Source organism: Geothrix oryzisoli (assembly GCF_022808865.1).
Lineage (GTDB): Bacteria > Acidobacteriota > Holophagae > Holophagales > Holophagaceae > Geothrix > Geothrix oryzisoli.
This window is the reverse complement of the sequence record NZ_JAKZLB010000001.1, coordinates 955,168-974,640: the sequence shown is the minus strand read 5'-3', so window position 1 is coordinate 974,640 and position 19,473 is coordinate 955,168. Positions and strand designations below refer to the sequence as shown.

General features: G+C 68.8%; 15 protein-coding genes and 1 tRNA gene. 2 read left to right on the top strand and 14 right to left on the bottom strand.

Annotation, left to right across the window (positions count from 1 at the left end; all coding sequences use genetic code 11):
• Window positions 1-12 precede the first annotated feature (12 nt).
• The 8 genes from rpsO to MLE43_RS04355 all read right to left on the bottom strand — a co-directional run bounded on the left by rpsO (window position 13) and on the right by MLE43_RS04355 (window position 6,154).
• On the bottom strand, window positions 13-282 hold the full coding sequence (gene rpsO / locus MLE43_RS04390) for a 30S ribosomal protein S15 (RefSeq protein ID WP_243302251.1): 270 nt from the start codon (window positions 280-282) through the stop codon (window positions 13-15).
• Window positions 283-415: 133 nt separating this feature from the next.
• Window positions 416-501 (bottom strand) — tRNA-Leu (locus MLE43_RS04385).
• Between the two features lie 99 nt (window positions 502-600).
• On the bottom strand, window positions 601-1,059 hold the full coding sequence (locus MLE43_RS04380) for a type II secretion system protein (protein ID WP_243302250.1): 459 nt from the start codon (window positions 1,057-1,059) through the stop codon (window positions 601-603).
• Complete coding sequence (locus MLE43_RS04375; RefSeq protein WP_243302249.1) at window positions 1,056-3,350, bottom strand: secretin N-terminal domain-containing protein; 2,295 nt, start codon at window positions 3,348-3,350, stop codon at window positions 1,056-1,058. Before MLE43_RS04375 ends, MLE43_RS04380 begins: the two co-directional genes overlap by 4 nt.
• 17 nt (window positions 3,351-3,367) lie before the next feature.
• Complete coding sequence (locus MLE43_RS04370) at window positions 3,368-4,015, bottom strand: hypothetical protein (protein WP_243302248.1); 648 nt, start codon at window positions 4,013-4,015, stop codon at window positions 3,368-3,370.
• On the bottom strand, window positions 4,012-4,590 hold the full coding sequence (locus MLE43_RS04365) for a hypothetical protein (RefSeq protein ID WP_243302247.1): 579 nt from the start codon (window positions 4,588-4,590) through the stop codon (window positions 4,012-4,014). The genes MLE43_RS04370 and MLE43_RS04365 overlap by 4 nt, the downstream gene beginning before the upstream one ends.
• On the bottom strand, window positions 4,587-5,423 hold the full coding sequence (locus MLE43_RS04360) for a PilN domain-containing protein (protein WP_243302246.1): 837 nt from the start codon (window positions 5,421-5,423) through the stop codon (window positions 4,587-4,589). Before MLE43_RS04360 ends, MLE43_RS04365 begins: the two co-directional genes overlap by 4 nt.
• Window positions 5,423-6,154, bottom strand: a complete 732-nt coding sequence (locus MLE43_RS04355) for a hypothetical protein (protein ID WP_243302245.1) — start codon at window positions 6,152-6,154, stop codon at window positions 5,423-5,425. Before MLE43_RS04355 ends, MLE43_RS04360 begins: the two co-directional genes overlap by 1 nt.
• Before the next feature lie 234 nt (window positions 6,155-6,388).
• Between MLE43_RS04355 and smc the strand changes: the two genes are divergently transcribed.
• Window positions 6,389-9,898, top strand: a complete 3,510-nt coding sequence (gene smc / locus MLE43_RS04350; protein ID WP_243302244.1) for a chromosome segregation protein SMC — start codon at window positions 6,389-6,391, stop codon at window positions 9,896-9,898.
• Window positions 9,899-10,222: 324 nt separating this feature from the next.
• Here smc and MLE43_RS04345 read toward each other — a convergent pair whose 3' ends face one another.
• The 6 genes from MLE43_RS04345 to MLE43_RS04320 are packed head-to-tail and all read right to left on the bottom strand — an operon-like array spanning window position 10,223 to window position 17,547.
• The gene (locus MLE43_RS04345; RefSeq protein ID WP_243302243.1) at window positions 10,223-11,764 is read right to left on the bottom strand and encodes a tetratricopeptide repeat protein; all 1,542 of its coding nucleotides are present in this window, start codon (window positions 11,762-11,764) and stop codon (window positions 10,223-10,225) included.
• Window positions 11,765-11,792: 28 nt separating this feature from the next.
• Entirely contained in the window at window positions 11,793-12,719 is a 927-nt protein-coding gene (locus tag MLE43_RS04340) for a 2-hydroxyacid dehydrogenase (protein ID WP_243302242.1), read from the bottom strand.
• Window positions 12,716-13,303 (bottom strand): Holliday junction branch migration protein RuvA, encoded by a 588-nt coding sequence (gene ruvA, locus MLE43_RS04335; protein WP_243302241.1) that lies wholly within the window; start codon window positions 13,301-13,303, stop codon window positions 12,716-12,718. Before ruvA ends, MLE43_RS04340 begins: the two co-directional genes overlap by 4 nt.
• Window positions 13,304-13,342: 39 nt before the next feature.
• Complete coding sequence (locus MLE43_RS04330; protein WP_243302240.1) at window positions 13,343-14,476, bottom strand: acetoin utilization protein AcuC; 1,134 nt, start codon at window positions 14,474-14,476, stop codon at window positions 13,343-13,345.
• Window positions 14,464-15,090 (bottom strand): CBS and ACT domain-containing protein, encoded by a 627-nt coding sequence (locus tag MLE43_RS04325; RefSeq protein ID WP_243302239.1) that lies wholly within the window; start codon window positions 15,088-15,090, stop codon window positions 14,464-14,466. The genes MLE43_RS04330 and MLE43_RS04325 overlap by 13 nt, the downstream gene beginning before the upstream one ends.
• An 18-nt stretch (window positions 15,091-15,108) precedes the next feature.
• Entirely contained in the window at window positions 15,109-17,547 is a 2,439-nt protein-coding gene (locus MLE43_RS04320; protein WP_243302238.1) for a bifunctional acetate--CoA ligase family protein/GNAT family N-acetyltransferase, read from the bottom strand.
• A 166-nt stretch (window positions 17,548-17,713) separates the two neighbouring features.
• On the opposite strand from MLE43_RS04320, the gene MLE43_RS04315 reads away from it, so the two are divergent.
• Entirely contained in the window at window positions 17,714-19,390 is a 1,677-nt protein-coding gene (locus MLE43_RS04315; protein ID WP_243302237.1) for an AMP-binding protein, read from the top strand.
• The last annotated feature ends 83 nt before the right edge of the window (window positions 19,391-19,473 follow it).

The following is a 19,473-nucleotide window of genomic DNA, read 5'->3' as shown; positions in this document are numbered from 1 at the left end:
CCCGGAGAATATTTACCGACGGAGGCCGAGGCGCTCGATCAGGGCGGCGTAGCGCTCCTTGCTCTTCTTCTTGAGGTAGTCGAGCAGGCGGCGGCGCTGGCCGACCATGATCATGAGACCGCGGCGGCTGTGGTAGTCCTTGGTGTGGGTCTTGAAGTGCTCGGTCAGGTCGTTGATGCGCTTGGTGAGGATCGCGACCTGCACCTCGGGCGAGCCCGTATCGGTGTCGTGCTGCTTGTAGTCGTCGATGATGATCTTCTTCTGTTCCACATTCAGGGCCATGGTGGCTCCTTTTCGGGGGATCGCCCGTCACCCGTTCCTCAGTCCCGTACCGAGGATGGGTCGAACTTGGAGGAGGCCAAGTGCCTTTTGGTTTTCAACGACCTTTTTCCTGCCGGCGGCGCCGACGGGGAAATGGTGCGGATAGAGGGACTCGAACCCCCACGTCTTGTGAACACTAGTACCTGAAACTAGCGCGTCTACCAATTCCGCCATATCCGCTTGAAAGAGCATTCCGGGCCCCGCAGGTTCCGGATGTGCCGAACTCCAAGCCTAGCGTGGACCGCGGTTCGAGGCAACAGCGATTCTCGGAGGGGAGCCCTACCACTCCCGGTAGGGGATGCCGTTCATGCCGGTTCCCGGGGCGAGGCTGTAGACATCGTAGACGTGCCCGCCGCCCCAGCTGGTGCTGTTGGCGTCGTCATTGGTGTTCCGGAGGCCCCACTCGGCCTTGCCGGTGAAGGGGTCCACGGGAATGCGGCGGAGGAACCTCACCTTCTTGCTGAGGGAACCGGCGGCCGGGACGCCCTCCACCAGGGTTTGCAGGCTCTCGGGATAGCCGTTGGCTTCCGCGGGCGGGGCCTTGATCTTCTGCTGGTCCGCCTGTTTCTTGTATTCATCGATGGCCTGGCGCATCTCCCGGAGGTCCCGGCGCAGCTCCAGTTCCTGCTGGCGCTTGAGGCCGTTGCGGGCCAGGGGGATCGTCACAGAGGCGAGGATCAGCAGCACGGTGGCCGTGACCACCAGCTCCAGCAGGGTGAATCCGGTCTGGCGGCTCACTGCACCGTCACGAGGGCGTTGGACCAGCGCCCGGAGACGGGATTGGTGCCGGCGAGGAACTGCCCGCTCTGGATGAGCACGGGCGCGTTGCCGGGCGTGAGGCCCGTCAGGTCGAGGGTGGCCAGCTGGCCGGCGTCCACCTCGGTGCCGTTGCGCTTGAAGACGAGCTTCAGCGTGCCGTCCTTCCCCGGGAACTGCTCCAGGCTGCCGCCCTCCGTGGTGATGAAATCACCGGGCGTCAAGGACCCGAGCTTGAGGCCGGGGGGCAGACGGAGCTCCAGGGTGCCCGAGCTGAGCCCCTTGCCCCCGCTCACCGTGAGACTGATCTGGACCCGCTCGCCGGTCTTGATCTCCGAGGCCACCGGGGTCATGAAGATCACCAGATCCGAGGCCGTGACGGGAGGCTGGTCCCCGGCGGGTCCTTCGGGCTTTTTCTCCTGGATGGCGTCGGTGGCGGGCGCGGGAACCGCGGGGACCGGGGCCGTGGCGGGAGCGGTCTTCGGTGCGGCGGAATCGGCGGTCGGGGCCGGTCCCGGCTGCTTCTCGGAAGCCGGTGCGACGGCCTTCGGGGCCTTGGGAGTGAACTGGCCGGATTTCGAGGCGGCCTCATCGGGGTTGAAGGGGGCCCAGTCCTGTTCCGTGAGCACGGGCTTTCTCACCAGGACCGCGCGGATGGTGAGGATGACGTCGGTCTTGGCCTTGCTGTTGCGGGTGTTCCCGGTCAGGCGCCCGATGAGGGGGATGTCGGCGAGGCCCCAGATGCCCTGAAGGCTCTTCTGCTCCTCATCCTTGAGCAGGCCGCCGAAGATGGCGGTCTCGCCGTCGCGCAGGCGGGCGGAGGTGATGATCTCCCGCTTGCCGAGGTCCGGCCGGCCCGGGGTGGACCCGGACTTCAGCGTGGTGACGAGGCTGTTGATCTTGAGGGTGATCTCGCCGTTGTGGTGGACGCGGGGCTCGACCTTGATCTTCACGCCCACGTCTTCGTAGGAGAAGGAGGTCTGGCCCACGCCGCCCAGCAGGGAAGAGGCGGAGGTGGTGCCGGTCGTGCCCGTGGTGGGCAGGGACAGCTGGCTCTGGGTGGTGGAGATCTTCTCGCCGATGTTCACCTCGCCGGTCTCGCCGGAGAGCACGCGGACGTTGGGGCTGGCCACCAGGCGCGCGTCACCGTTGCCCTTGAGGAAGTCCAGGGCCAGGTTCGGGAACAGCACGCGGATGTCGGCGGTGTGGATCTTGGTGAAGCCCGAGTTCGTGTTGAGGCCCGAGGTGTTGTTCACCGTGGTGGCGCCCATCCGGAAGGTGCCCGAGGTGTCCGAGGCGTTGATCACCGGCAGCAGGCCCACCTGTTCCAGGCTGTTCTCGGTGACTTCCATCAGCTCCATGTAGACCATGACCTCGGCCTTGGCCTTGTCGAGGCTGCGGATCACCTGGTCGACGACCGCCAGCTCCAGGGGCTTGGCCTTCACGATGATGGCGTTGATGCGCTTGTCGGTGAACACGCGCAGCTGGGGGTTGAGGGTGGTGAGGGTCGACCGCAGCTCCGTGGGATCGGCGTTGGACAGGTAGTAGGTCTTGAGGAGCTGGTTCTCGTACTGGTCCCGGTTCTGGGGGGTCGCCTTGAAGACCATGATGGTGTTCTGGTCGATCACCTTGTAGAACAGGTCGTTCTGCAGCATCAGGGTGTCCAGGATGCGCTGGAAGGGCAGGCCCCGCAGGTCGATGGAGATGCTCTGATCCTGGAAGGACGAGTGGGCGATGATGTTCACGCCGGAAGCCCGGCTGAGGGTGGCGAAGATCTCGCGCAGGCTCGTCCGGCGGCTGAAGTTCAGGTCGAGGCCCTCGATGGACCGCGGGTTCAGCTGCACGGGATTCACCGTGTCCGCCTTGGCCTTCATCAACTCGAGGTCGTCCGCCGCATCGGCCTCGGCCTTGTCCTTGGCCGCCTTCTGCTCCAGGCGGATCAGCCAGTCCTGGGCGATCTGATTGTCCGGATCCAGCACGAGGGCCTTGCGCACTTCCATCAGCTCGGTGTCGCTCATGCCGCGCTGCTCGGCATGGCGGGCGAGGGCGAGATGCCCCTCCGCGGCCCGCTGGGAGGCCCGCTTGATGCCGATGCGGGCCTTGGTGTTCGAGGGATCGCCGCGCAGGACCTGGCGGTAGGCGGTCACGGCGTCATCGTAGCGGCCCTCGTCGTAGGCCTGGTTGGCCTTGTGCAGGCTGCAACCGAGGGCCAGCAGCAGGACCGCGGCCGCGGCGAGGATCTTCCGGGTGGGAGCGAAGGAGGAAAGCGGCATCGGTGGCATCCTTCGGATCAGAACTGATTGACGGGCGCGCCGCCGGAGGCGTCGCGGGCCTCCAGGACCAACCGCAGGTCTGGGTATTTGGTGTTCTGGAATTCAGCGCGGGTGTCGAGGATCGTGACGAGTTTCCAGCGATCCCCGACCATGGCGCCCTGGGTCAGGGTCACGGGCTCCTCGCCCTTCATGAAGGCACCCACGAGGCCCGACGGGCTGCCCTTGAAGTACCCCAGGTAGCGGAGGGTCTGGGGTCTCCCCGCGAACTCGGCGGCTTTGGCCTGGGCCAGGCGCTGGCGCTCCACTTCCTCAGGGGAAGGCGGCGGAGGCGGTGGCGGTGGCTTGACGGCCTTGGGCGGCGGTGGCGGAGCCTCGAAGAGGAAGAGGTCGCGCTGGACCTTGGCGGCGGGCGGGAGTTCGCCGGCGCGGTCCAGGGCTGCCAGGTCGGGGAGCTTGCGCAACCCCAGGAGCTGGCGCGGATCCAGGGTGGAACCGGACCCGGCGGCCGTGGCCTGCTTCGCCCGGGGCGCATCCGGCGCCAGGATGGTGTAGAGCGCGTAGGCGAGAACCAGGGCGAAGGCCACGAGGGCCGCCTGGGTCCGGCGGTTGCCGCGGAGTTCCTGGAACATCGACTGGAGGTCGAAGGCGCGGGGCGGTGTGCTCATGCCTCCTCCTCGCGTTCCGGCGCCCCGGCCTTGCGGAAGGCCCGGAGCACGATGTCGAGTCGCGCGCCTTCCGGGCTTTCCTCCAGACGGCCATCCCTGACGGCGAAGGGCAGTCCGGAGCCTTCAAGCTCGAGCATGAAGGCTTTGTGGTTCGCATAGACGCCGACGGCCACGAACTCCACATCCACCGCTTCCAGGTCGGAACCGCGCGTCCCCTCCCGGCTGGGCAGGCCGTACTTCACGGTCAGGAGGCGCAGGCCATGTTTCCTGGCCAGCTCATGCAGGGTCTTGCTGAGGCTCCACTGCAATTCCCCGGCCGAGCCCCTGGGCAGGCGGGCTTCCAGGCTTTCGAGTGTCTCCCGGCCCCGGCGGATGCGGTCGGCCAGCTGCTGAAGCTCCTGGAGCTGCTGCACCTTCTGGTTCCGGTTGAGTTCGGCCTCCCGCTTGGCCTTCAGCTTCTGGGCCAGCTGCTGGGAGGCGTCCGGGAGCAGGAAGAAGGCCACGCCGAGGCCCAGGGCCAGCCCCAGGGCACCCAGCGCCAGGCGGAGACGGCTTGCGCGGAGGGGGCTGCTCATCGGGGGGGCCTCCTCATGGTGCGTGAACCCCGACGGGGGGCCGATTCCTCGTCATCCCCCCCGGGAGGAACCGGGCGGGGCGGAACGGCTTCGCGGCCGCCTGGGGTCTGGGGTGCGACCGGAGTGGTGGAGGGTGGGGCCAGGCGTGCGGGACCGGCAGTCTGGAGGGCGACGGGCGCCGGGGTCGGCCTGGCCGCGGCGGGCCTGGGCGCAGGGGGAGCGGCCGGTGCGGGGCCGGTCTTCACGGGCCGCAGCTCGAAGGGGGGCGGGATGGCAGCAGCGGGCAAGCTCAATTCGAAGTCCCAGCCACCACCTTGGCGCTCGGATTCGCGCTCCAGGATCACTTCGGAGAAGACCGGGGCCGTGCGGAGGGCGTCCACGAAGCTGGCTTCCGCCTGGCGGCTCTGGGCCTCGCCCTTCAGCTTCATCACCACCTGCTGGGCGTTGCCGCGGGTCCGCTGCAGCCCCTTCAGCCGCATGCCGGGCGTCATGCACTGCTCCAGTTCGGCGGTGACCCGGGACCAGGGCAGGCTCCGCTCCTGGAGGATGCGTTCGGCCAGCTTCCATCGGGCCTGCTCGCGAGTGGCGTCCATGCCCTGGAGCGAGGCCTGGATCTGGGCCTCGGAGCGGGCGGCCCGCCGGGTCTCTTCGGTCAGGCTCACGGCATCGCGTCCGGCCCGTCCGGCCTGGTGGTAGGCCCGCCAGGTGAGCCCCAGGGAGCCGAGGAGAAAGGCCGCGCCGAAGCCGAGGGCGGCCCAGCCGAGAAGCCGGTGGTGCTGCCGCCAGAGGCTGGGGCGGGGCGCCAGGTTGAGATTGAGGGCAGGAACGGCCATCAGGGCGTCTCCACCAGGGCGAAGCGGTCATCCAGGAGACGCGTCGGGAGACCGGCGTCCGGCCAGGTCGGGGCGCCCCATACCGCCAGGCTCTGGGGCGTCCGGGACTCGCGCTGGAGGAAGGCGGCGCTGGGGGTGATGCGCTCTTCGTTCCAGCCCTGGGGATCCAGGGGTTCGGACCACTGACGGACCAGGCAGAGGGTCCGGCCCCAGGCCACCAGGGTGCCGGCGTAGCGGCCCTGGCCGGCCGGGCTCAAGGATAAGAGCATGCCCGGCAGGTCCAGCGAAGGGGCCAGCAGGTTGTAGAGGTGCAGCCAGCGCGGGGTGAGGCTATGGAGGTTCCGGTCGAGCCGCAGACCGAGCTGGAGCAGGGTCTCCCGGAACTCCTCGCGGATGCCCGAGGCCAGCCAGATGCCGGGTTCGATCTCCAGCGCCTGGACGAAGTGGGGTTGCTCCAGGGCCAGGGCGTGGGTGAACCGCCAGCGCAGGAAGGCCTCCTGGGCCTCCGCGCCCTTGGGCAGTTCCGTGAGGTCCCGCATCAGGATGGAGGGCGTCCAGAGGTCATCCAGCACCCAGCGGGTGGGCCCCTGGGGCAGGGCCGCCAGGGCCTGGGTCAGCTGATCCTCGGTGACAGGGCCCGTGAGGGCGCGCCGGTGGGTGCCCGCATGGAGGCGGTGGGCTTCCAGCCATACCAGGGACGACACGGGGGCCTGGAGAAAGGGCAGCCTCATGGGGCCCACTCCCGGGTTCCAGCCACCCATCCAGGGCAGGGCCCTCCCGGCCGGGGGTCTGTCGCCGGGTCGCACAGGGAGGGACAGAGGGGATGCACAGACGACTCCTGACAGGACAGGGGAAGGAATCGAGTCTAACGGGCCTCCGCCGGATTCCCAAGGGACGGAGAGCACGTCTGGTATGGAATGATGGAGGCAGATGTTCCCCATCACTTTCTACGGAGCGCTGTCCGCGTGCGCCTGATCTCCCTCGAACTCCACGGCTTCAAGTCCTTCGCCGACGCCCAGAAGCTCAGCTTCCCGGGCGGCATGACGGCGGTCGTGGGGCCCAACGGCTGCGGCAAATCCAACATCTCCGACAGTCTGGCCTGGGTGCTGGGGGAGCAGCGGGCCTCCATGCTGCGCGGGGCGGAGATGGCCGACGTGATCTTCGCGGGCACCGCCCAGCGCCGGGCCACGGGGCTGGCCGAGGTGAAGCTGGTCCTCGACATGCCGGATCCCACCCTGCCGGGCTCCACCCGGGAAGTGACCATCTCGCGGCGCCTCTACCGCGACACCGGCAGCGAATACCGCATCAACGGCCGGGAGGCCCGCCTCAAGGATGTGCAGGACCTGCTGCTGGACACGGGCATGGGTACCCGTGCCTACAGCTTCATCCAGCAGGGCCAGATCGACCTGATCCTCAGCAGCAAGCCCAAGGACCGGCGGCTGCTGCTGGAGGAGGCCGCAGGCATCACGCGCTACAAGCTGCGCCGCGCCGATGCGGAGAAACGCCTGGAGGAGACCCGGAGCAACCTGCAGCGGCTGGACGACATCCTCTATGAGCTGAACAAGCAGATGGATTCCCTCCGCCGGCAGGCCGCCCGTGCCCGCAAGGCCAAGGAGTTGGACGCGGAGATCAAGGCCACCCAGCGCGTCCTACTCGCCGGGAAGGTCGTGGAGCTGGAGGAGGCCAAGCAGCGGATCCTGGATGACCTGGACCGGATCGAACGGCGGGTGGCGGAACTCACCGCGCAGGTTTCCGAGAAGGCCTCCGAGGTCGAATCCCTGCGCCTGTCCGTGGACGAACAGCAGCAGGCCCAGGCCAAGCGCGCCAGCGCCATGCTCGGGCTGGACCAGCGCCTGCAGCTGGCGGACCAGGAGCGCAGCTTCCAGGAGGCCCGGAGGATCGAGGCGCACGACCAGCGGGCCCGCCTGGAGGAACACAGCCAGATGCTGGTGGCCCGCCTGGCCGAATCCGGTGATTCCTTCACGGCGCTCGAAGCCCAGCTGAAAGAGGCCGGTGAGCGCCTGGCCCTGCAGGAGGGCGAACTGGCCAAGGCCGAGGAGGCCGTGGCCCTGGCCCAGGGCGCTCTCCGCCACTCGGAGGCGGATCTCCACGCCCTCCGAGACCGGAAGGCCGAATCCCAGAAGGAGGCCCTGGCCCGCCAGAAGCAGCGCATCGGACTCCAGACCCAGGTGGCCCAGTTGGAAGGCCGCCTGGACACCCTCAACCACGAGGAGTCCGTCCGGGCCCCGCGGCTGGAGAGCCTCGAGGCCGAGGCCGGTCAGGTGGAGCGTACCCTGGAGGGCCTGCTGGCCCAGCTCGAGCAGGCCGAAGAGGCGGCGCTGGACCAGCGCCGCCGGGCCGAGCAGCTGGAAGAGGCGCAGCGAATCCTGGCCCAGGATCACCACCGGGCAGAGGCCGAACTGGATGCGGCGGAACGCCGCCTCCGGCAGATCTCCGACCTCCTGGCCAAGAGCTTCGGCGAGGCCGAGCTCCAGAAGGGGCTCACCTGGCTGCGGGACCAGGGGGTCCGTCCTCAGACCCTGGTGGACCTGCTCACGGTGGACGAGGCCCTGCGGCCGGACCTGGAGCGCCTCCTGGGCAGCTGGCTCCAGGTCCTGGCCGCCGATGAGGCCCTGGCGGTCCGGGCGGCGGAGGCCCCCGGCCACCTGCTGCTGGCCCTGGAGGCCGGGGCGGCCCTCCCGCCGGTTCCCGAAGGCTGCGAGGCCCTGCGTGACCACCTCCGCTGGGCGGGACCGGAGCGCCCCCTCGGCGGCCTGCTGGACCGGGCCTTTCATTGTTCCGACGAAGCCCTGCCGGCCCTGGCGCTGGCTCACCCGGACCTGGCCTTCGTGTCCCCGGCCTTCGTGCGCCTGCCCTTCGGCCCCGTGCAGCTGGGGGTGTCCGCCCCGGCGGCCTCGCCCCTGAAGCTGCGGGCGGAGCAGGAAGAGGCCCGGGCCACGCGCGAGGCGCTGCTGGATCGGATCGAGGACCTGGAAGCCCGGCGCGGCAAGGGCGGCGACGACAGCCGGGCCGCGCGCGAACGGTCGATGGAGATCGATGAGGACCTGCGGGCCCTCCAGCGCCGGGCGGACACCATGAAGGCCCAGCGGACCTCGCTCCAGAGCCAGCTGGCGGAGATCCGGGCCGCCAGCGAGCGGGCCGACACACTCTGGGAGCAGATCGAGGCCGAGATCAAGGGGCTCCAGGGCCAGCTCCGGGAGTTGGAAGCCCACCCGGAAGAGGCCAACGACACCGCGCTGGAGGAGGCCATCCAGCAGGCGGAGACCCTGGTCCGAGAAACGCGGCATCGGCTGGATGAGCGCCGCGACCAGCGCATGGAGGCTGCCCGCAGCCGGGATGCCGTCTGGGCGGAGCGCGATGGCCACCAGCGGCACCTGCAGCTGGCCCAGCGGGGCCGCTTCGACTTGGAGGCGGAACGGCAGCGTCTGGAGTTGGAGGCCGCGGAGCAGACCAGCCGGATGGAGACCTGCGTCCGGCGGCTGGAAGAACTGGAGCTGGAGGCCCAGGGCCTTCTGAACGACCGGGAGGAGATCCAGGTTCTGGCCCAGGAGGCCCAGCCCCGCCTGGAACTGGAGCAGGAGACCCTGCGTGTGCAGGAACGGGCGGCCCGCGAGCTCCAGGAGGCCCTGGAGAATGCCCGGGCCCAGCACCAGGAGGTGCTCATCCACGGTGCCCAGGTGCAGGGCAGTCAGGAGGCCCTGGCCAAGGAGGTCGAACTGGCGCTGGGGCTCGAGATTCCCGCCTTCCTCGCCGGTCTCAGCGAGGCCGAGCGCGAGGCCTGGGCCGAAGGTGAGCTGGTCCACCAGACCCGGTTGAACGAGTTGCAGGGCCGGCGCATGGACCTGGGCGGCGTGAACCCCCTGGCCATCCAGGAACTCGAGGAGGCCGAAACCCGGATGGCCTTCATGAATGAACAGCGGGAGGATGTCACCACCGCCATCGGGAACCTGGAGTCCACCATCCAGGAGATCAACGCCACCAGCGAGGAGCGCTTCCGGGAGGCCTTCGACTTCGTGAACAACCGCTTCCAGGAGGTCTTCCGCGAGGCCTTCGGCGGCGGCCAGGCCCACCTGAGCCTGGAGGATCCCAAGAACCTGCTGGAGTGCGGCATCGAGATCACGGCCCAGCCCCCGGGCAAGACCGCCAAGGCCCTCACGCTGCTGAGCGGCGGGGAGAAGGCCCTGACGGCCATCTCGCTCCTGTTCGCCATCTTCCACTTCAAGCCCAGCCCCTTCTGCGTGCTGGACGAAGTGGACGCCCCCCTCGACGAGGCCAACGTGGGCCGCTTCGCCGCCATGGTCCAGAAGATGAAGGCCGACACGCAGTTCATCGTCATCACCCACCAGAAGCCCACCATGGTGGCGGCGGACACCCTCTACGGCGTCACCATGGAGGAGGCGGGATGCTCGCGCCTGGTGAGTGTCCAGCTCCGGGAAGCCGAGGCCCTGGTCTGAACGACGGTGTGACGGAATGGATGGCGTGAGACCTTTTCGCCTCCCTCTTCATGCCCGGTAAGGGGACTCGGCCTGTCAATGCGAAAGAAAGCGTAAATTGTGGAAAACCCCGTCCCGGGATTGCTTGGCAGACACTGCTGTCGTATTTAATTTAAATATTGATATGTATTGATTTAAATTGATGCTGATCCGAGTTAAAACCCATGCGAAGTCTATCTCGCGACAGGATTTAGCCCCTCCGGAAAGGATCAATCCACAGGCTTTTCCACAGGCGCTGGGTTGCGGTATGTAACTATCTGGTACCGCTGGTGTGACGGGCCTGTGTCAGCCTTCCAGGCCGGCCGCGAGGAACTCGGGCCGGAGCCATTCGCGGAGGGTCTCCTCACCCACACCCAGCTTGGTGAGATGCTCGGTGGCCATCTTCATGCTCTGACCTGCGTCCCGGCAGATGAGCAGCCGCTGCTTCCAGGCCTCCAGCGCGCGGGACCGCAGGTCGGGTTCCCCCTGCTCCATGCGCTTCTCGAGCACGAACCCCAGGTTGTTGGCCGCCTTGCGGTGGCTGGGCTCGAGCCCCAGGGCCTTCTCGTAGGCCTCGGTGGCCTCCTTCAGCCGTCCCCCCACTTCCAGGGCCACGCCCCGGGCGTTCCACACGTCGGAGTCGTCGGGGGCCAGGGCCATGGCCTGGTCCACCATGCCCATCTGGTCCTCGGGGCGGTTGGCGAAGCGATAGACCTCGGACAGGCCCAGGTAGGCGCTGTATTCGCTGGGATCGTTCTCCAGGGCCTGGAGGAAGGCCTGTTCCGCCGCGGGCCCCTGGCGGGTCTCGATGAGGGCGTACCCGAGCTGGACCTGGAGGTCCGCCGCGTCGGGTTCGCGCATCAGGGCTTCGCGGTAGCAGCGGAGGGCATCGTCCCACCGGCACTCTTCGCGGGCCATGTCGCCCAGCGCGGCCCAGGGGTTCGAGGCCTCGGGATCTGTCTCGGTGGCGAGGCTGAAGTAGGAGACGGCTCCCTCGCGGTCGCCCATGTCGCGCTTCAGCTCGCCCAGCAGGGCCTGGGCCTCCGCGAGCACCGGCGCGGGGGGCGCGAGCAGCATCAGCGTGTGGAGTTGGCCCTGCGCCAATTCCAGGTGCCCCTGCTCGCTGAAGATCTCCGCGAGGATGAAGTAGCTGGCCGGGTCGCACACATGCAGGCTGCGGGCCCGCTGGATGCAGCGCAGGCCCTCGGCGAGTTCGCCGCGCTTCAGCAGCATCTCGCCCAGGGCATGCCAGCCCCAGTAGTACGAGCCGTCCGTCTGGAGGGCCGCCACCAGCTGGGCCTCGGCGCCGGCCCAGTCGGCCAGCTGGTCCATGGCGATGGCGAGCAGGCGCAGGGTGCGGGGATCCCTGGGCCGCAGGCTCAGGGACTTCAGCAGCCAGGCCTTGGCCTCGGCGGGATGTCCGCGATGGAGGTGCACGAGACCGGTGAGCTCGAGGGCCTTGGGGTCCTGCCCGTCGAGGGCCAGCGCCTGCTTGAGGGCGAGTTCCGCGCCGTCGATGTCCTGGAGGAGGAGGCGCAGATACCCGAGGTTGCGCAGGTGGCCGCCGTGCTCCGGATGCTCGTCCCGCAGGGATTCAAGCTGGGCCAGCAGCTCCAGCCCCTCTTCTTCCTCGGTGTTGTCGCTGAAGCAGAGCAGGCGCTCGAACCAGGCCTCCGCGTGGGAGCGATCCTCGACGAGCAGCTGGTCCAGGACCTCCTGGGCCTCCGCATGGCGCGCGCGTCCGTTGAACGCGCGCGCCAGCTTGAGGCGGTCTTCAAACGACGACCCTGCGGCGGCCTTGAGGGCCGTCAGGTCGGGATCAAGCAGCTTGAGCCAAGGGCGTGCCATGGGGTGCCTCGTGAGGGACTCCAGGGTATCACCCAAGCGCAGAGGCCAGTCCGTCACAAAGCAGGCGCGCCATGGCTTCGCGCGTCTCCACGGTGGCGGATCCGAGGTGGGGCAGCAGGACGGTCCGGGGTGCCTTCAGCCACCGTGGATTGAGGCGCGGCTCACCCTCATAGACATCCAGGCCCACGCCGCCGAGCTGGCCTGTTTCCAGCAGGTCGATGGCGGCGTTCTCATCTAGGATGCCGCCGCGGGCGGTGTTGATGATCACGGCGCCCTGGGGCAGCTTCGCCAGCGCGGCGCGATCCAGCATGCCGCGGGTCTGGTCCGTCAGCGGGCAGTGGAGGGACAGCACCGCGCTGCGGGACAGCAGATCGGCCAGGGGGATCCGAATCGCCCGGCCGGTGCCGAAATCCACGTCGCCGCCGCGGCCCTCGCGGTCCCAGAACAGCGGCGTCATGCCCAGGGCCTGGGCGCGCCGGGCGAAGGCCTGGCCAATGGGGCCGCTGCCGAGGATGCCGCAGACCTTGCCTGCGAGGGCAGGTCCCAGCAGCTGATCCGGCGCCCAGCCCTGCCAGGCACCTGAACGCACCAGAGCCTCGCCCTCGGCCACGCGCCGCGTGACGGCCATGAGCAGGGCCAGCGCGATGTCCGCCGTGGCGTCCGTCAGCACGCCCGGTGTGTTCACCACGGCGATGCCGCGGTCCTGGCAGGCCTTCACCGGCAGGTGGTTCACGCCCACAGAGTAGGTGCCGATGGCCTTCAGCTTCGGCGCGGCAGCGAGGTCCGCTTCGGTGATGGGTTCGGAGAGCATGACCACCAGGGCCTCGGCCTCGGGCAGGGCGGCATTCCATTCCGGCGAGCGGAACGGGGCCAGCCGGAGGGCGGGGAACCGGGCGCCGAGCTCGGCGAGGGCGGGACCGACGAGGGGGGAGGTGGAGAGGATTCGCGTGCTCATCGCTGCAAGGCCTTCAAGGCAAGGCGGATGGCCTCCGCCAGGGGCGGCTTCGAAGCGCGGAGGTCCGCCACCACCGGCAGTACCACATCCTCCTTGAAGCCAAGATTCGTCATGGCGGAACGCAGGCTCTCCTCCCAGGGATCGCCGGAAGCCGTGCCCGCGAGGCCGTCCAGTCCCGTGAGGCCGCCCAGCTTCTCCGACAGCTCGAAGCACATCTTCTCGGCGGTCTTCTTCCCCACACCGGGAATGCGCGTGAGGGTCTTCACGTCCCGGCCCCGGATCGCGCGCACCAGGTCCTCCAGGCTCAAGGCCCCCAAGGCGGCCAGGGCCAGCTTGGGGCCCACCCCGTCCACTTTCACCAGCAGCCGGTAGAGTTCCCGTTCCTGGGTGGAGGAGAAGCCCAGCAGGGCGATCTCGTTCTCGCGCACCAGCAGTTCCGTGTGCAGCACCACCTGGGAGCCCGCCTCGGGGAGCAGTCCGTAGGTGGAAAGGCTGATGGCCGCGGCGTAGCCCACCCCGCCGCACTCGACGAGGGCCAGGTTCGGCAGCTTCTGGATGAGTTCCCCGCGCAGGCGTCCGATCATGCCTCGAGGATACCGGAAGTACGGCCGTGCCTCGGCCTGCTAGAGCCAGTAGCGGAACAGGGAATCCATCAGCCGTGAGACCACATCCCGGTTGCGGCGCTTCCGCTCCTCGCGGCCCGCGAGCTCGGGAAAGGCCGGCACCGGATCGTGCAGGGTCGAGCCCACCTCCGGTCCCAGGAGGTGGCGCCAGCGGTCCAGCCAGGCCTGGGGGAGGTCCTCCGGAATGGGGAGCTCCATCAGGGTGAGGTAGAGGATGGTCCAGACGCGGGCGACCACCTGGGCCTCGTACCCGCCGCCCAGGGTGAAGAGCGTCCGGCCGTGGGCGTGGGCGCCGGCCAGGGCGAGGATCCGGCGGTAGAGCTGCTGGAACGCCTGGGTCGTCAGGGCGAGATCCCCCAGGGGATCGGCGAAGTGCGCGTCGGCTCCGGCCTGGACCACCAGGACATGCGGCGAGAACCATTCCAGGGCCCGGGGGACCACATCCTCGAAGGCCTCCAGGTAGCTCTCGGCCTCGGTGAAGGGCTCGAAGGGGATGTTCACGCTCAGTCCGCGGGCGGAGCCGGTGCCCAGTTCCTGGATGTGGCCGGTGCCGGGGTAGAGGTAGTGGCCGGTTTCGTGGAGGCTGATGGTCAGGACCCGGTCGTTGTCGTAGAACAGGTTCTGGACGCCGTCGCCGTGGTGCAGATCGATGTCCAGGTAGGCCACGCGCCAGCCATGATCCACGAAGGCGCGGATGGCCACGGCCAGGTCGTTGTACATGCAGAAGCCTGCGGCCCGGTTCTTCTGGGCATGGTGCAGCCCTCCGCCCAGCTGGAGCACGCGCGTGTCGGTCCCCGCCATCAGCAGCCGCGCGCCGTGGAGGGTCCCGCCCACCAGCCAGCGCGCCGCGAGGTCCATGCCAGGGAAGATGGGATTGTCCGGAGTGCCGAGGCCGAACTGCTCCGCTTCGGGCACGGTTTCACCTCGGTCCAGGGCCTCGACCATCGCCACGAACGCCTCGTCGTGGACGGACAGGATCTCCTCGCGGGTGGCGGCCGGCGGCGCGATGGGCGCGGTCGGGTACCCCAGGCCATGGATCAGGTCCAGGAGCATCCCCAGCCGCGCCGGCGTGAAGGGATGCTCAGGACCGAAGTCGTACCCGGTGTACTCCGGGCGGTAGATCAGTGCTGCCATGGCTTCGAAATGGGCCAGAGAACCTCGAACTTGGCTATCCGCAGGTCATCCGCCAGGGGGCGGATCTGGTTGGAGGCCACCCTCAGCACCGTGCGGACCGCATCGGGCGAGGGATAGGTGAGGATCGAGTGGATGTTGACGTGGCGGTCAGCCAGAAAGGTCGTGAGGCGGGCCAGCTCGCCCGGCCGGTCGGCGAGGGCCACTTCGAGCCGGGAGGACGGCTTGGTCACCCCCGTGAGGATCATCAATGCGTCGAGGAGGTCCATGCCCGTCAGGATGCCCACCAGCTCGGACCCATCCACGACGGGCAGGCAGCCGATCTTGTTCTCGCGCATGATGCGCGCGGCATCCTCGACGGGATCGAGGGGATCGGCGGTCAGGGGCGGACTGCTCATGGCGCCGGAGACGGGATCCTCGGCGGTGCGGGGCGTGTGGCAGAAGCTGCTGGTGGCGAACCGGAGATCCCGGTCGGTGAGGACGCCCACCAGGCGCCCGCGGTCCACCACCGGGAGGTGGCGGAACCCCCGGTCCTGAAGCAGCTGGAAGGCCTCTCCGATGGTGGCTTCGACCGAAATCACCGTCACCGGCCTGCGCATCATCTCCTTCACGAGCATGAGGGCCCTCCTTCGGGGTCAGGACTTGCGGAAGCCGACTTGGGTGAAGGTCAGGCGCAAGTCGGGCTGCAGGGGCAGGGGCGTGAGGTCACCGGTCTCGCCATGAACGGCGACCTGGGCCTCCAGGGTGTGGAGCCAGGGCAGCTCCTCCACGAGCTGGGTGAGGCGGCCCAGGGTTTCGCCCAGGCCGCTGGTGGGAGACAGGTGCATCCGTTCGAGGACATCCGTGATGTCCAGATCCGTGAGTGGGGTGATGCGCAGGATGGAGCCCACTCCCTGGCGATGGAAGCGCCAGATGGGCCCGAAATCAGGATCCGTCGACAGGTGGAGGGCCACCCTCGGGCCCCGCCGGTCCACCGGCTCCGGGAGCGCCGTGACCGGAAGGCCGAACAGCGCCATGAGGTCCCGGGCCTGGGCGGGCGAGAACACCGAGTGGGCGGAATCCGGCAGCTTCTCGATGAGCTGCTCCACGCGGCGTCGCGCCTCCCCGGCATTCAGGTCTGTGTAGCCCAGGAACCGGCCCGGCGGCTGCCGGCGGAAGCGGGCGTACTCCACGACCTTGGAGAGCGCCAGGGCCGCCGATTCCGGGAAGCGGTAGGACGGGAAGGTGCGGTTCATGCCGCCGCTCTCGCCCAGAGCGGCTGAGCCCACGGGCACCGCGCCGCTCACGCCCATGAGGGAGAGCAGGGTCGGCTTGGCGATGCCCGTGCTCTGCTCCGCCCGCACGGCGGCCCGCCGGATGGCCCGGGCGACCATGGCCGGATCGCAGTCCCCCAGGCAGGCGAAGGAGGCGATGAGGGCGTCCACCTCGGGATGCTCGAGGGCCTCCCGGCAGGCCCGCTCGTAGTCTTCCGCCGTGGCCATGGCGTGCAGGTCCATCACGCCGGGGCCGGCGATGCGCATCCCGTGGGATTCGCAGGCGTCCGCGCAGATGGTCGCCACCCCGCCCGAATTGCTGACGATGGCCACCCGGTCCCCGCGTGGCAGAGGCTGGTGGGACAGCAGCAGCGCGATGTCGAACAGATCCTCCAGGGTGTCGGCGCGGATCACGCCGGCCTGGTGGAAGAGGGCCTCCACCTCGGCATCGTTCTGGGGGCTCGCGGCGATGTGGGCCTGGGCCACGCGCCGGCCGGCATGGCTCCGCGCACTCTTGACGCACAACACCGGCTTGCGGTGGGAGATCCGGCGGGCCAGCCGCGCGAAGCGGCGCGGATTCCCGAAAGTCTCGAGGTAGAGCAGGGCCAGGTCCGTGTCCGGGTCCTCCTCCCAGTACTGAAGCAGGTCGTTGCCCGACACGTCCGCCCGGTTCCCGGCCGAGACGAAGGTCGAGAAGCCCAGCCCGCGCTCGGCGGCGTATTGCAGGATCACCACGCCCAGGGCGGCGGAATGGCTGAAGAACCCGACGCGTCCCCGGGGCGGCATCACCGTGGCCAGGCTCGCGTTCAGCTGGACGCCGCCATGGGTGTTCAGGAGCCCCAGGCAGTTGGGCCCCACCAGCCGCGCGCCCCGGCTGCGGGCCAGCTGCACCAGGCGCTCCTGGCGCCGGGCGCCCTCGGGGCCCGTTTCCGCGAAGCCCGCGGTGAGCACCAAGAGGCCGCGGGCGCCCTTGTCCAGGGCGCGCTTCGCGAGGGCGGACACCTTGGCGGCGGGCACTGCGAGGACCACCAGATCCGGCGGCTCCGGCAGGGAGGCCAGAGACGGGTAGGCCTTCACGCCCTCGATGGCCTTGGCCCGGGGATTCACCGGGTAGACAGCGCCCTGGAAACCGCCCTTGAGGATGTTGCGGAAGATGGTGCTCCCGACCGAGGCGGGGTCCCGCGAGGCGCCCACCACGGCCACGTTGCCGGGGCGCAGGAGTGGGACCAGGGAGTTGGCCGTGGCCACGCGCTCGCGGATCTCCGCGCGCTCCCGCTGGGCCTCGGGGGCGCTCAGGGGGAAGCTCAGATGGATGATGCCGCCCTCCATGGCCCGTGTGGTCTCGAACCCGGAATCCCGGAAGACGTTGGCCATCTTCTGGTTCTCATGGAGGAGCTCGGCCTCGAAGCCCACGTAGCCTGCGCCCGCCGCCAGGCCCGCCAGGCGCTCGAGGATCAGGGTGCCGATGCCCCGGCCCTGGTGGGCGTCCCCGATCATGAAGGCGACCTCGGCCACGGCCCCGCCGTCGCCCACGTAGTTGCCCAGGCCCAGTATCTGCTGCTCCGCTCCCTCGCCTTCGATGGCCAGGAGGCAGGCCTGCAGGTGGGGGTTCTCGCTGCAGAGATCCTCCACGAACTTGCGGGAGACGCTGGAGACGCCGCCCATGAAGCGCATGGCCATGCTCTCGCGGGAGAGGCTCTGGATGAAGGCCGCCACCCGCTCCTCATCGTCCGAGGAGGCGATCCGGAGCAGGACGCCCTGGCCGTCCTTCAACAGGACGAATTCCCGGTAGCCTGCGGCGTCAGGAATGATGCTGAACACAGGATGCCTCGCGGAGGGGGGTGCAACGCGACCACCCTACCATGCAGGCGCAGCGTGCGGCCCTACTTGAGAATCTTTCTCGCCCTTCATGTCGTTTTTCATCCTGGACGGCCGGTTCGGGCTGCCCTAGATTGCTCTATACCCCCAGACGAATCAGGAGGACCAGATGAATGGTCGCGAAGCCTTCCTTCAAGCCAGGGACTTCCTCGTCCAGCATCGGGATGACTATGCGACCGCGCGCCGTGATTTCCGCTGGCCGGTCCTGGATACCTTCAACTGGGCCCTGGACTACTTCGATGCCTACGCGGTGGGCAACGACCGTCCCGCGCTGTGGATCGTCGAGGAGAGCGGCGCGGAGACGAAGGTCAGCTTCCAGGAGCTCTCCCGGCGCAGCAACCAGGTGGCCAACTCCTTGAGGGCCATGGGCGTCCGGCGGGGCGACGGCGTGCTGATCATGCTGGACAATGTCCTGCCCCTCTGGGAGATCATGCTGGCCTGCATCAAGCTGGGCGCGGTGCTGGTCCCCTCGACCCTGCTGCTCTCCCAGGCCGATCTCCAGGACCGCATCGAACGCGGCGGGATCCGGCATCTGGTGGTGGATTCCGCCCAGACCGCCAAGTTCGACGGGCTGGATGCAAGCCTCACCCGCATCTGCGTGGGGCCGCAGGTTCCGGGCTGGCACGAGGTCGCGGAGCTCCACGCGGGATCGACTTCCTTCGAGCCCGAGGCGGCCACCCGGGCCACGGACCCCATGCTGCTCTACTTCACCTCCGGCACCACGGCCAAGCCCAAGCTGGTGGTCCACACCCACCAGTCCTACCCCGTGGGCCATCTCTCCACGCTCTATTGGGTGGGTCTGCGCGAAGGTGACATCCACTACAACATCAGCTCGCCGGGTTGGGCGAAGCACGCCTGGAGCAGCTTCTTCGCGCCCTGGAACGCCGGAGCCTGCATCTTCGTCTACCGGGCCGCCCGCTTCAGCGCCCCGGCCACCCTGCAGGTCATCGCCGACAAGGGCGTGACCACCCTCTGCGCGCCGCCGACCGTGTGGCGGCTGTTCATCCAGGAGAACCTGGCGGCCTATCCCGTGAAACTCCGGGCTCTGGTGGGCGCGGGCGAGCCCTTGAATCCCGAAGTCATCACCCAGGTCGAAAAGGCCTGGGGTCTGACCATCCGGGACGGCTATGGGCAGACCGAGACGACCGCCATCGTGGGCAACTCCCCGGGCCAGAAGGTCAAGGCCGGCTCCATGGGCCGCCCCCTGCCGGGCTTCGAGGTGGCCCTGTTGGATGCCGAGGGGAACGAGGCTGAGGAGGGTGAGATCGCCATCAAGTTGAAGCCCCGTCCCACGAGCCTCATGGCCGGATACAAGGATGACCCGTCGAAGATGCAGAAGGCCGAGGCTGAGGGCTACTACCGGACCGGAGACGTGGCCACGCGCGACGAGGACGGCTACCTGTGCTTCGTGGGCCGGGCCGATGATGTCTTCAAGAGTTCCGACTACCGCATCAGCCCCTTCGAGCTGGAGTCGTTCCTCATCGAGCACGCCTCTGTGGCGGAGGCGGCGGTGGTGCCCAGCCCGGATCCTCTGAAGCTGGCGGTGCCCAAGGCTTACATCATTCTGCGTGCGGGCTTCGAGCCCGACCGCGAGACGGCCCTGGCGCTGTTCCGCTTCATCCGCGAGCGGCTCTCGCCCTACAAGCGCATCAGGATCCTTGAGTTCGGCGACCTGCCCAAGACCATCTCCGGCAAGATCCGTCGGGTGGAGCTCCGCAAGCGGGCCGCGGAACAGACCCATTCGGCCATGGAATTCCGGGAAGAGCAGTTCCCGGAACTGAAGTAGCCATCGCCCTGGAAAGCCCGGCGCAACTTACCTGAGGACAGGTATTGGTGGGGCGGGGTGTCTGGGCGAAGAATGAAGGAAAG

Coding starts and splice junctions, on each gene's coding strand:
- ruvA (WP_243302241.1), bottom strand. CDS start 13,303: ATGATCGGACGCCTGCGCGGGGAACTCATCCAGAAGCTGCCGAACCTG.
- MLE43_RS04330 (WP_243302240.1), bottom strand. CDS start 14,476: ATGGCAGCACTGATCTACCGCCCGGAGTACACCGGGTACGACTTCGGT.
- MLE43_RS04375 (WP_243302249.1), bottom strand. CDS start 3,350: ATGCCGCTTTCCTCCTTCGCTCCCACCCGGAAGATCCTCGCCGCGGCC.
- MLE43_RS04355 (WP_243302245.1), bottom strand. CDS start 6,154: ATGAGGCTGCCCTTTCTCCAGGCCCCCGTGTCGTCCCTGGTATGGCTG.
- rpsO (WP_243302251.1), bottom strand. CDS start 282: ATGGCCCTGAATGTGGAACAGAAGAAGATCATCATCGACGACTACAAG.
- MLE43_RS04340 (WP_243302242.1), bottom strand. CDS start 12,719: ATGAGCACGCGAATCCTCTCCACCTCCCCCCTCGTCGGTCCCGCCCTC.
- MLE43_RS04365 (WP_243302247.1), bottom strand. CDS start 4,590: ATGAGCAGCCCCCTCCGCGCAAGCCGTCTCCGCCTGGCGCTGGGTGCC.
- MLE43_RS04325 (WP_243302239.1), bottom strand. CDS start 15,090: ATGCTCGTGAAGGAGATGATGCGCAGGCCGGTGACGGTGATTTCGGTC.
- MLE43_RS04370 (WP_243302248.1), bottom strand. CDS start 4,015: ATGAGCACACCGCCCCGCGCCTTCGACCTCCAGTCGATGTTCCAGGAA.
- MLE43_RS04360 (WP_243302246.1), bottom strand. CDS start 5,423: ATGGCCGTTCCTGCCCTCAATCTCAACCTGGCGCCCCGCCCCAGCCTC.
- MLE43_RS04315 (WP_243302237.1), top strand. CDS start 17,714: ATGAATGGTCGCGAAGCCTTCCTTCAAGCCAGGGACTTCCTCGTCCAG.
- MLE43_RS04345 (WP_243302243.1), bottom strand. CDS start 11,764: ATGGCACGCCCTTGGCTCAAGCTGCTTGATCCCGACCTGACGGCCCTC.